Below are 11781 nucleotides of genomic sequence, written 5' to 3' on the forward strand. Positions count from 1 at the left end.
GGGTCGGCCATGGCCTGGTGCAGGCTTTCGCGCAGCAAGGCCAGCAGCGCGGGCGGGGTGCCCAGCGCGGTGACCAGCGCCGTGCCGGGCGCGCTGGCCGTGCGGCCCAGGATGCGGATGCCGTCCAGCACCTCGGGCTGGTAGCGCTGGAACTGCGCGTAGCTGATGCAGTCGATGGCCGCAATGTCCGCCTGCCCGCCGCGCACCAGGGCCAGCGAGGCGATGTGCGCGCCGGAAGGAATCGCTCGCGCAAAGAACTGCCCGCCCACCGCCAGCGGAGCCACCCTGTCGCGCAGACTGCGGTAGCCCGACTGCGAATCGGTGGAGTTGTAGGCGGCCACCCGGTGGCGAAAGTCGGCCAAGGTGCTGGCCGGGTCGGCGGCGCGGCACACCAGGTGGCTGCTGTAATGGATGCCGTCGCAGCCCGCCACCGTGTAGCGGAAGGCGCCGACCAGTTGCACCCGGCCCTGTAGCGCGTCCACCATCTGGTAGCCGCAGCACTGGCTGAGCAGCAGGTCGGGCCGCAGCCAGTGGGCGGTGAGGTCGGCGTTGGGCGGCTCGGTGAGTTCTGCCGGTACGCCCGCCACACCGGCTTGCTGCAGGCGCTGGGAAATCGCCTGCCACAGCGCGCCATTGCCCGCCGGGTGGGACACGTACATAGGGAGGGAGGCGATCATGGCGTCCAGAGCAAAGGGTCTGCGCTAGCGCCTGATTTGACGGCGGGCGTCAGCCTACAGCCCGCGGGTACGGCGGAACGTGCCCGCCTTGCTGCAGGCGGCTGGCGACCTGCAGCAAAAGCTCCAGGTCCAGCGTTTCGGGGTTGCGGGGCACGGCATCGTAATGGCACAAGGTGCCCAACAACTGTCCATCGGGGTCCAGGATGGGCACGCCGCAATAGGCCTGCACGGCGCTGCGTGCCACGTGGTGGTCCAACCGTGCATCCTCCAGCGCGTTCGCCGTCGTGAAGACGCCCTGGCCGTTGCGCACAAAGCAGCAATAGGTGGCCGTGTCGGGCACTTCGTCGGAGCGGGTGACCGAGGGGTTTTTCCGGTCGTAGTGGATCGCCGCAGTGGCCTTGCCATCCTGGAAACGGAAGATGCCGATGAACCGGTAGTCTGACAGCGACAGGATGTAGGCCAGCGCATCCCGGGGGCCCGAGGACTCCAGCGTCTGGACGAATGTCTCAAAATGTTCGCGGGTGCGCAAGCCGTCGGAGCGGGTCTGCATGGCGGGGCCTATGGAGGGTAAGGTGGGTGGGTAGGGTGGTCACAAAGCCGAAAATCGGCCCAAGGGCTGGAGTGTATCGGCGGCGCAGGCGGTTTGCCGGTGCCTTACCAACGGCGGCTTAAACACGTTCTCAGCACGCGCTTAGTACAAAGTGCTGCGTTGGCGATCGGGCAGCGCGCGGTCGTAAGCCGCACCGTCGATGCCGTTCTGTGTCAGGGCTGCCAGCATCGCGCCTGCACTGGGCACCGGCGTGGCCTGCGCAGGGTCGCGTGGCTCCCACAGTTTGGAGCGCTGCAGTGCCTTGCCGCACTGAAAGTACACCGTTTCCACCTGGATTTCGACCACGCATTTGGGTGGGACGCCGTCCATGGCCAGGCGGGCCAGCAGCTCGGGATCGACCGAGATCCGGGCCCGCCCGTTCACTCGCAACGTCTCGCCGGTGCCGGGTACGAGGAACAGCAGCGCCACACGGGGGTCGGACAGGATGTTGCGCAGGCTGTCGATGCGGTTATTGCCCCGCCGCTCCGGCAGCAACAGGGTGTGTGCGTCTTGCACCGTCACCAGCGGAGCCGGGTCGCCCCGGGGGGATGCGTCCAAGCCGTCCGGCCCATGGGTGGCCAGCACCGCAAACGGGGAAGCCTCTATCCACTGCCGGTAGACCGGGTGCAGATAGGGCACTTCCTTGCGGATCGATGCCTCGCCCGGCGCGCCGAACAGGGATTCCAGGGATGCCAGGTCGGTGATGGTGTGGGGGGCGGGTGGGGTCATGGTGGTGTGTCGCGGACGGTGGTTGTCTGTGGCGAAAGCTGGCCTGCTTACTCCAAGATCAGGCGGCAGGTCACGATTTACATGCATGGCTTCCGCTCAGTCGCCTGTTTCTCAAATTCCATATCTACCTGTTTCGCGCAACTGTGAAATGCGGCTTTCTATTCGGGAACGGACCGCACGAAATCGATGAAGGTTTTCTGGAATAGCGACTGTCATAAAGTAGCGGTCAAAGAACTTACCGAGAAGGGCACTGCGATTGGCTTGCACTAAACCTCGTTTGAGCTTACCAAGGTTAGCGCTTTTACCTTCGGAAATAAGCCTACGCAGCATGCGTAAAGCACGGACCTTCATTTCTGCATTTGTGCAGTGTGTTTCGACGTACCCGACGATGACTTGTTCGTACCAAAATTCTGCCAACTGCGCGAACCATTCCCCCTCTCCCAGACGCATTCGCATAATTGCGTCGACCGCCACTCCAGCATCATTACTTTCGAATAAGGTTGCATAGAAGGTTCTAAAGCAAGCATATATCTCGGAGGGGTTGACTACGTCTGTAGGTGCAATCATCGCGTAGCAAGGGGCTGGATCGACGCTTTCTAGCTGGGACAGAAAATGTCCCCCATAGCATGCAGAAAACACCGCTACTAAGTTAAACCGAGTAGCTTTGTTCAGGTCCACAAGTTGATTGGACAGGTTGGACCATGACAGGACACTGCCGTTCGCGAACTCCAGTCCATCAGTCTTATCACCGTGGCATTCAACGTGCAAAAGTGGGATTCGGCCTGTTGCGCGGACGTCTATTGTCAGTGAGGTTAGGTATTGGGTGAAGTCGTGGGCATGCTCGCATGTGTGGTACTCGACAGTGAGTCCCAAAAGGCGAGCGCTGTCCGATGTATCGATCAGGCTGGCGATGTATTGTCCTGTCTTGGCCTCATGGGACTCCAGTGATTCGACTATCACTATCCGGGAGAGGTTGAAACTTTCTCCACTTTGCATGGTTAGCTTCTGCTGTCTTAATTGGGAGCATACGGGCTAGGCGATGAAAGCGAGAGCGCCTGCCCACACGCAAACCCGCTCGCCCAGGCCCACTGGAAGTTATACCCCCCCAGCCAGCCCGTCACGTCCACCACTTCGCCGATGAAATACAGCCCCGGCTGCTTGGATTCCATGGTTTGTGACGACACATCCCGCGTGTCCACGCCCCCGGCGGTCACCTCGGCTTTTTTGTAGCCTTCGGACCCGTTCGGTGTCAGCTCCCAGCGGGCGAGTTTTTCGGCCAGTTGGGCCAGGGCTTTGTCGGTGGCATCGCCAATGGGTTTTTGCCAGGCGGGGTCTTGGCCCGCCCAGGCGTCGGCCAGGCGGCTGGGCACGAGTTGGGCCAGTTCATTGGCAATCAGCTTGCGCGACGTGGCTTTGGCGCGGGCCAGGGCGGGGGGCAAATCCACCTCGGGGGCCAGGTTCAGGCGGATCGGCGTGCCCTCAATCCAGTAGCTGGAAATTTGCAGCACCGCCGGGCCGCTCAGGCCGCGGTGGGTGAACAGCAGGTCTTCTAGAAAGGCGGTTTTGGTCTTTTTGGCCCCCACTTCGATCTGCACTGGCAGCGCCAGGCCCGACAGGTGGGCGTAGGGCGCCCAGGCCTCGTTGTCGAAGGTCAGCGGCACCAGGGCCGGGCGGGGCGCGACCATGCGCAGGCCAAACTGCTGGGCGAGCCTATAACCAAAGTCGGTCGCGCCGATCTTGGGGATGGACAGGCCGCCGGTGGCCACCACGATCTGGGGCGTGTTGATCTGCCCGTGGCTGCTATCAATGGTGTAGCTGCCTGCGCCAGAGGCCGAAAAAGCTATATTTTTGACGCTGCAGGGTTGCCAGCGGGTGACGTTGCCCGTGGCGCATTCGGCCAGCAGCATGGTGATGAGGTCTTCGGCGCTGCGGTCACAAAACAGTTGGCCTTTGTGCTTCTCGTGGAAGCTGATTCCGTGCCGCGTCATCAGCGCGGTGAAGTCCTTGGGGGTGTAGCGGCTGAGGGCGCTGCGGCAGAAGTGCGGGTTGTCACTCAGGAAGTTGGCGGGGGTTACATCCTTGTTGGTGAAGTTGGCGCGGCCACCGCCCGAGATGCGGATTTTCTCGGCCACCTTCTCGCTGTGGTCGATGACCAAAACCTTCAAGCCGCGTTGCCCGGCGATACCGGCGCAGAACAAACCGGCGGCGCCTGCGCCGATCACGACGACATCGAATTTATGCATTGAATCGGCCTCTGGCGCAGGTGGAGCGGGCGGTGGTAGCTATCAAAATCATTGTTGGGCTCCCAGTGCCTTGGCGCGGGCCTGCGTATCCGCCAGCGCCTGCGCATCCGGCACCGCCTGCGTCGGCCAGCCTTGCAGGTGGGTTTGCACCAAGGTGCTGAGGGCGGTGATCCAGTCGGCCTCACCATTCAGGCAGGGGATGTAGTGGAACTCTTTGCCGCCCGCGTTCAGGTAGGCGGCTTTGCCTTCCATGGCGATTTCTTCCAGGGTTTCCAGGCAGTCGCTGGTGAAGCCGGGGCAGACCACATCGACGCGCTTCACGCCCGCTTTGGCCATGGCAATCAGGCTGGGCTCGGTGTAGGGCTCCAGCCATTTGGCACGGCCCAGGCGGGATTGGAAGGTGAGCTTGTACTGCTCTTTGGTCAGGTCCAGCGCGTTGGCCAGCAGGCGGGCGGTCTTTTGGCATTCGCAGTGGTAGGGGTCGCCCAGCTGAAGGGTGCGCGCGGGCACGCCGTGGAAGCTCATCACCAATTGGTAGCTTTTGTCGGGTCGGCCGTGCTGCTGCCAGTGGCTGCGGATACGGCGGGCCAGGGCGGCGATGTAGCCAGGGTCATCATGGTAGCGGTTGATGAAGCGCAGCTCGGGGATGCTGCGGGTGTGGGCCGCCCAGTCGTACACCGCGTCGAACACGCTGGCGGTGCTGGTGGCCGAGTACTGCGGGTAGGCGGGCACGATCAGCACGCGCGTCACGCCCAGGGCCTTGAACTTGTCGAGCTGTTCGGCGATGGACGGGCTGCCGTAGCGCATGGCGTACGCCACCTGCACCCGGTGGCCGCGCTCGCCCAGCCAGCCTTGCAGTAGCGTGGCCTGCTGCTCCGTGCCGGTGCGCAGCGGCGAGCCCTGCGGGGTCCAGATGCTGGCGTATTTGGCCGCCGACTGCTTGGGCCGGGTGCGCAAAATAATGCCGTGCAGGATCACATTCCAGATGACTTTGGGGATTTCGATAACCCGGTGGTCGCTGAGGAACTGCGCCAGGTAGCGTCGCACTGCCGTGGGCGTGGCCGCGTCGGGCGTGCCCAGATTGCAGTACAGCACGCCGGTACGGGCGGTCTGGGCGTGGTTGAAAGGGGGTTCTGGCTTGAAGGGCGATGCGAGTAATGACATGGCGGTATTCTCAACCACCTATGCTGAACACTTCCCACATCCAAGCCATATCCCTCGACCTGGACGACACCTTGTGGCCCGTCTGGCCCGCCATCGAGCGGGCCGAGGCCACGCTGCTGCAGTGGCTGAGCGACCATGCCCCGGCCACGGCGGCGCGCTACCCCAGTACCCTGGCTCTGCGGGCAGTGCGCGAGCAGCTGGAGTTGGAGCGGCCCGATCTGCTGCACGACCTGAGCGCGTTGCGCCGCGAATCCATCCGCCTGGCGCTGCGCCATGCGGGCGACGACCCGGCCCTGGCCGAAGCCGCTTTTGAGGCCTTTTTTGCCGCCCGCCAGCGCGTGGACTTTTACCCCGATGCCCTACCCGCGCTGGCCCGGCTGGCAGCCAGGTTTCCGCTGGTCGCTTTAAGCAACGGCAACGCCGACGTGCACCGCGTGGGCATCGGCCATTGGTTCCACGCCGCCCTGAGCGCCCGCGAATTTGGCGTGGCCAAGCCCGACCCGCGCATCTTCCACGCCGCCGCCAGCGCTGCCCAGGTGGACCCGCACCAGGTGCTGCACGTGGGTGACGACCCGCTGATGGATGTGGTGGGCGCAGTGGCCGCGGGCATGCAGTCGGTATGGGTCAACCGCGCCGACCACAGCTGGAACCATCCCATCCAGCCGCATCTGCAGGTGGTGGAGCTAGGGGCGCTGTGCCAGGCGCTGGGGATATGAAAATTTAGATAAAAAGTGCCTTTGGTGCAGCTGGAATATGCGCAGGTAGCTATCAAATAAATAGCTTTTTTCGCCAGGACTACGGCATTTTTTCCTACACACAGCCCATGGCTTGGCTGACGTACAAGCCACGCTCCCCGCAGGAAGATGGAACCACCTGCCGATTCGCGCATGGCGCGTCGGATTCCATTCCATCTTCTAAAGGACATTGTGATGACCAGCGAAATATTACTCAACCCCGGTCTACTGGCCGAAGCACCACCCGTGGGGGTCCAGGCGACCGCCGCCGAGCTGCCCATGCACAACGACGACGTGGTCTCTACCTTGAATTACCTGATCGAAACCTGTTACGACGGTGAATATGGTTTCAGGGCCTGCATAGCGCGCACCAACGCTCAGAACCTGAAAAGCGTGTTTGAAGAGCGCATGCGCGATTGCGCCAGTTCGGCTGCCGAACTGGCCAGCGAGGTGGTGCGCCTGGGCGGTACACCCGAAGACAGCGGCACCGTAGGTGGCACGGTGCACCGCGGTTGGGTGGCCGTGCGCGACATGCTGACCAGCGACAGTGATACCGACCTGGCCGTGCTGGAAGAGTGCGAGCGCGGCGAGGACATCGCTTTGGGCCGCTATCGCAAGGCGCTCAGCGAAGCGTTGCCGCTAGAGATTCAGGGCATCGTGGCGCGGCAAATGCGAGGCGTGCAAAAGAACCACGACACGATCAAGATGCTGCGCGACGGCTACAAGCAGCAGCGCTAACACTGCTAATCCCGCTGCGCACCGCGCCCTCCAGCGTCGCGGGATACGGCCCGTCCACATAGTCGCCACAGGCCATCAGGCCGGATGCGATGTGTTGGGCGGGCCGTTGCAATGCGGGGGTACAGGCAAAGGTGGCGCGCTTTTCCACCACGGTGCGCAACGGCTTCAAGTTGTCCAAGCCCAGTTGCTGCTGGCCTTGCAGCAGAACCGCAGCTTCCAGCGCCTGCCGGTCACCCTGGCTGGCGCTGGCTACAAAGGCCAGCAGGCCCGCCGGGCCGCCGAGCTGGCCCCGGTCGAAGACAAACTGGGCCGGTCCACCCCGCAACGACAGCATGGGCTGGGCGAGGCGGGCGTGGCTGGTGGCGTACACCGTGGCGATGGACTCGAATGCCAATGTGCGGACCTGCGCCAGCCACGCATCTGCTTGGGCACCGCTGTGCTTCACCAGCCGGGCGGCTTCCCACGGGGGGCAGGCGAGCAACACGTGGTCGAACCAGTCTGCGTCCACGCTCCATTGCAGGCCCTGGGGCTGGATAGTCTGCACGCGGTGGCCCATTACGACGCGCGCGCCGTGCTGCTCCAGCCAGCGCACCGCGGGAACCGGGAAGAGGGCACCCAGATCAACCTGGGGCAGCAGCAAGTTGGAACCTCCCAGCGCGCCGAACAAAGAGTCCTGGATCACCCGCAGAAACACCTGGCCGCTGGAGCGGTCTGCGGGTGTGTTCAGCGCGGCCACGCACAGGAGCTCGATCAGTTCGTTCACCACACGCGGCGTGAGCCTGGCGCATAGGTCGGTGACAGATTGTTGGGGGCTGCACTGAAAGCGCGCCAGTTGCCAACCCACCGCCGTGCGTAGCAAAGCCGCTTTGTCACGCCAGCCCCAGCCACGGGCTTGGAGGATGCCGACGAAGGCATCGAACGGGGCGGGCAGATTCGGTAGGCTCAAGCCTTGGCCGTCAGGAAACAGCAGGGTCAGCGGCAGACGCAACAGGGATTTTTCGGGATCGATACCGACGGTGTGCATCAGCCGCAGCGTGTCGGTGTACGCCCCAATGAGGATGTGCTGGCCATTGTCGAGGCCGTCCACATTATTTGTATCAAAAAGGGCTCTGGCGCGCCCCCCAACTGCACGGGATGCTTCAAAAACCGTAGCATGGTGTCCTGCCTGGGTGGCGGTGACGGCGGCGGCCAAACCGGCCCAGCCTGCGCCGATCACCGCTATCTTCATAAGCGATTCAATGCTTGTACGCGCCAAGCCAGCCAGAGCTTGCGCAGCGGCGTGAGGCTGTTGCGCTGGTGCAGCACCTGGAAGTTGTCGGCCTCGATTTCGCGCAGCAGGGTACGGTAGATGCTGGCCATCATCAGGCCGGGTTTTTGGGTGCGGCGGTCGGCGGCGGGGAGCAGGGCGAAGGCTTCTTCGTACAGGCTGTGCGCGCGCTGGGCCTGGAAGCGCATCAGGGCGGTAAAGCGGTCGGAGTAGGTGCGCTTCAAGATTTCGTGGGCCTTCACGTCGAACTGCTGCAGTTCGTTGACCGGCAGGTAGATGCGGCCCAGCAGCGCGTCTTCGCCCACGTCGCGGATGATGTTGGTGAGCTGGAAGGCCAGGCCGAGCTTGTGGGCGTAGGCGGTGGTGGCCGGGTCTATCTGGCCAAAAATCTGTGCCGATACCTCGCCCACCACGCCCGCCACCAAATGGCAGTAGCGCTGCAGGCCGGGGAAGTCGAGGTAGCGGGTTTGCTCCAGGTCCATGTGGCAGCCGTCGATGATGGACTGCAGGTGCTGCTGCGTGATGTGGTAATCGGCGGCCAGCGGCATCAGCGCTTTCATCACCGGGTGGGTCGGGTTGCCCGCAAAAGCGTTGGCGACCTCGCTTTGCCACCAGGCTAGCTTGGTGCGGGCGACACCCGCGTCGTGGGTTTCGTCCACCACGTCGTCCACCTCGCGGCAGAAAGCGTAGAAGGCGGTAATCGCGGCCCGGCGGGGCTTGGGCAGAAACAGAAAGGCGTAGTAGACGCTGCTGCCGGAGGACGCAGCTTTGTTTTGGACGTATTGCTCGGGGGTCATATTAGAGAAGGATTGTTACATCCATAGCGCGCGCCAGAGCATCAAGGGGATGTCCGCTTTGCCCAACGTAGGCCGGGTGTGGCGGGTGGCAAAGCCCAGGGCTTCGATCTTGTCCAGAATGCGCAAGCCGCCTTGCACCACCAGGCGAAGTTCCCAGCCCGCACGGCCCGGCACGCGGTGCACCAGGGGCGCGCCTCGGTGCATGAGTTCTCGGGCCCAGGTGACGTTTTCTTCCATCAAGCGGGTCAGGGCCGGACTTTGGGGCTGTTGGTCCAGTGCGGCTGGGTCCACGCCGTGGTGTTGGCTGCGGTCTTGTGGCAGGTAGAACCGGCCCCGAGGCAGGTCCAGGCTCACATCTTGCCAAAAATTGATGAGTTGCAAGGCATTACAAATCGCATCGCTTTGCTGCAGTGCCTGTGCGTTTTTCACGCCATACAGGTGCAGCAGCAGGCGACCCACGGGGGCGGCGGAGCGCTGGCAGTAGTCCAGCAGCTCGGCGCGGTCGGCATAGCCAGTTTTATCCCGGGTTTTGACAACATCCTGCGTGAAGGCGCTGAGCAGATCCGCGAGCAGCGGCTGGGGTAGCTTCCATTGCGCGATGGCCGCTTGCAAAGGGCCAAAGACCTGGGGCCAGCGGGTGGATGTTGGCTGGTGGACGGCGGCTGCGGCCAGGTCGGCGCGGTAGACGGCTAAGTCGTCCAGCCGCTGCTGGGCAGAGGCCGTGCCCTCGTCGGCGATGTCGTCCGCCGTGCGTGCAAACCAATAGATGGCGGCGATGGGCGGGCGCAAGCGGGCCGGGCACAAGACCGATGCCACCGGAAAATTTTCATAGTGGTTGACCGTTTGTGGGGTAGCATTTTGTTTCAAGGTGGGTAGGGCATTCACGCCCAGATTGTCGCTTGACAAGCTTTACCCGTTCTTCTAGATTACTAACCCGTTAGTCAGTAACAATGGTTGTCGCCATTCTTTGCCGCTTTTACAACTTTTGCAGTGCCCCGGTGAAGGGTCTTTGGTCCGCCACACGGACACTGCGCTAGCCCCCTTTTCTTAGGCTTGCTATGTCATACCATTTTTCGTTGCCGTCCAGCGTGCGCCCCCTGTTTCGTGCCAGCGTGTGCTGTCTTGGGATGGTCGCCGTGCTGGCAGCGTGTTCCAAGCCTGAGCCTGCGCCTGAGCCTATCCGTGCCGTCAAGGTCTTGACCGTGGCCCCCAGCGGCATGCTGGCCACCCTGGAATTTGCCGGTGAAGTCCGGCCACAAACCGAATCGGCACTGGGCTTTCGGGTGGCAGGCAAGATCATGCAGCGCCAGGCTGAGCTGGGCCAGCGCGTCAAGGTAGGCCAGGTGCTGGCACAGCTTGACCCCAAAGACTACCAATTGGCCGCTGACGCAGCCCGCGCGCAGTTGGCCTCGGCGGCCACCAACCGTGACCTGGCCAGTGCCGACTACAAGCGCTACAAAGAGCTGAAAGAGCAGAACTTCATCAGCGGTGCCCAGCTGGAGCAGCGCGACAGCGCACTCAAGTCGGCGCAGGCCCAGGTGCAGCAGGCGCAGGCGCAACTTTCGTCGCAGGGCAACCAGGCCACCTACACCCGGCTGGTGTCGGACGTGGCCGGGGTGGTCACCGCCATCGCGGCCGAGCCAGGCCAGGTGGTAGCAGCCGGTACGCCGGTGGTGCGGGTGGCCCGCGACGGTGCGCGGGACGTGGTGTTTGTGGTGCCGGAAGACCGGGTGGGCGCAGTCACCTTGGGCTCGGCCGTAGAGGTGCGTGTGTGGGCCAGCAAGACTTCGTTAGAAGGCAAAGTGCGCGAGGTGGCGGCCAGTGCCGACCCGGTGACGCGCACTTTCCAGGTAAAGGTGGCGATTGACGAAAAGACGGCACCTGCCTTGGGCACCACGGTGAGTGTGCTGCCGCAGGCGTTGAGCCGCGCAGGTACGCCGGTCATCAAACTGCCCACCAGCGCGCTGAAGCGAGAGGCCGATGGCAAGACGGCCGTGTGGCTGGTAGACCCGGCCACGATGACGGTCAAGTCCCAGCCGGTGGTGGTGGCCACGGCAGACGGCAACGATGCCGTGATTGCCAGCGGTTTGCGGCCCGGCATGCAGGTAGTGGCTGCAGGTGTGCATGTGCTGGCCGAAGGACAAAAAGTCTCCATTTACCAGCCAAAACCGACTCCATCGCAGTCTGCACCTGTGCTGACAGCTACTGAAAACGTAGCGCCACCCGTGGCTGCGTCCGCATCTGCTGCACAGTGAGTTTTTGATGACGCAACCCCATACCCCTGACCAGCCCAAGCCGGGCTTTAACCTTTCCAAATGGGCGCTGGACCATCCCGCGCTGACCCGCTATCTGCTGGTGGTGTTGATGGTGATGGGCTTTGCCGCCTATTTCCAGCTCGGCCAGGACGAAGATCCACCGTTTACCTTCCGCGTCATGGTGGTCAAAACCTTCTGGCCTGGGGCCACCGCCCAACAGGTGGCCGAGCAGGTCACAGACAAGTTGGAGCGCACCCTGCAAGAGGTGCCGGGTGCCGACAAGATCCGCAGCTACTCCAAGCCAGGCGAGTCGCAGATCATTTTCCAGGTCAAGGACAACAGCAAGGGCAGTGAGGTGGCCAACCTCTGGTACGTTGTACGCAAGAAGATCGGCGACATGGCCTACACCCTGCCGCCGGGCGTGCAAGGGCCGTTTTTCAATGACGACTTTGGAGACGTGTACGGCGTGATCTACGCCCTGGAGTCTGATGGCTTCAGCAATGCCGAGCTGAAGATATTTGCCGACGATGTGCGCCAGAAGCTGCTGCGCGTGCCCGATGTGGGCAAGGTCGAGCTGTTTGGCGTGCA

The 11781-nt window shown here is 63.2% G+C and carries 13 protein-coding genes; 4 read left to right on the plus strand and 9 right to left on the minus strand.

Features of this window, described 5'->3' with window-relative positions; genetic code table 11:
• From ABI213_RS18370 to hemH, 6 genes are all read right to left on the minus strand, one after another.
• Positions 1 to 677 (minus strand): PhnD/SsuA/transferrin family substrate-binding protein (locus ABI213_RS18370; RefSeq protein WP_348028135.1); only part of this gene is annotated, 677 nt, incomplete at its 3' end.
• Between the two features lie 49 nt (positions 678 to 726).
• Positions 727 to 1227, minus strand: coding sequence for a GAF domain-containing protein (locus ABI213_RS18375; RefSeq protein WP_348028137.1), 501 nt, complete (start codon positions 1225 to 1227; stop codon positions 727 to 729).
• Positions 1228 to 1368: 141 nt separating this feature from the next.
• Positions 1369 to 1995, minus strand: a complete 627-nt coding sequence (locus tag ABI213_RS18380) for a pyridoxamine 5'-phosphate oxidase family protein (RefSeq protein WP_348028139.1) — start codon at positions 1993 to 1995, stop codon at positions 1369 to 1371.
• A 111-nt stretch (positions 1996 to 2106) separates the two neighbouring features.
• Complete coding sequence (locus ABI213_RS18385; RefSeq protein WP_348028141.1) at positions 2107 to 2991, minus strand: hypothetical protein; 885 nt, start codon at positions 2989 to 2991, stop codon at positions 2107 to 2109.
• Positions 2992 to 3008: 17 nt separating this feature from the next.
• Positions 3009 to 4238: an NAD(P)/FAD-dependent oxidoreductase gene (locus tag ABI213_RS18390; protein ID WP_348028143.1), complete on the minus strand. Its 1230-nt coding sequence runs from the start codon at positions 4236 to 4238 to the stop codon at positions 3009 to 3011.
• Positions 4239 to 4286: 48 nt separating this feature from the next.
• Positions 4287 to 5402 carry a ferrochelatase gene (gene hemH / locus ABI213_RS18395; protein WP_348006013.1) on the minus strand — a complete coding sequence of 372 codons (1116 nt, stop codon included), beginning with the start codon at positions 5400 to 5402 and terminating at the stop codon, positions 4287 to 4289.
• Positions 5403 to 5422: 20 nt separating this feature from the next.
• Between hemH and ABI213_RS18400 the strand changes: the two genes are divergently transcribed.
• Positions 5423 to 6118, plus strand: a complete 696-nt coding sequence (locus ABI213_RS18400) for an HAD-IA family hydrolase (RefSeq protein ID WP_348006012.1) — start codon at positions 5423 to 5425, stop codon at positions 6116 to 6118.
• A 213-nt stretch (positions 6119 to 6331) separates the two neighbouring features.
• Positions 6332 to 6874, plus strand: a complete 543-nt coding sequence (locus tag ABI213_RS18405) for a PA2169 family four-helix-bundle protein (protein WP_348028145.1) — start codon at positions 6332 to 6334, stop codon at positions 6872 to 6874.
• Here ABI213_RS18405 and hpnE read toward each other — a convergent pair.
• From hpnE to hpnC, 3 genes are read right to left on the minus strand one after another with little or no spacing between them, the layout of a single operon-like run.
• The gene (gene hpnE / locus ABI213_RS18410; protein ID WP_348028147.1) at positions 6837 to 8102 is read right to left on the minus strand and encodes a hydroxysqualene dehydroxylase HpnE; all 1266 of its coding nucleotides are present in this window, start codon (positions 8100 to 8102) and stop codon (positions 6837 to 6839) included. The two genes, ABI213_RS18405 and hpnE, sit on opposite strands and share 38 nt — an antisense overlap.
• Positions 8099 to 8938, minus strand: a complete 840-nt coding sequence (gene hpnD, locus ABI213_RS18415) for a presqualene diphosphate synthase HpnD (protein ID WP_348028149.1) — start codon at positions 8936 to 8938, stop codon at positions 8099 to 8101. Before hpnD ends, hpnE begins: the two co-directional genes overlap by 4 nt.
• 15 nt (positions 8939 to 8953) lie before the next feature.
• Entirely contained in the window at positions 8954 to 9823 is an 870-nt protein-coding gene (hpnC, locus tag ABI213_RS18420) for a squalene synthase HpnC (RefSeq protein ID WP_348028151.1), read from the minus strand.
• A 242-nt stretch (positions 9824 to 10065) separates the two neighbouring features.
• Between hpnC and ABI213_RS18425 the strand changes: the two genes are divergently transcribed.
• Positions 10066 to 11193: an efflux RND transporter periplasmic adaptor subunit gene (locus ABI213_RS18425; protein WP_348006015.1), complete on the plus strand. Its 1128-nt coding sequence runs from the start codon at positions 10066 to 10068 to the stop codon at positions 11191 to 11193.
• A 7-nt stretch (positions 11194 to 11200) separates the two neighbouring features.
• On the plus strand, positions 11201 to 11781 hold a 581-nt coding region (locus ABI213_RS18430; RefSeq protein WP_348028153.1), incomplete at its 3' end, for an efflux RND transporter permease subunit.

The sequence above is a fragment of the Rhodoferax sp. genome (assembly GCF_039922535.1).
In the GTDB taxonomy this organism is placed as follows: Bacteria; Pseudomonadota; Gammaproteobacteria; order Burkholderiales; family Burkholderiaceae_C; genus Rhodoferax_B.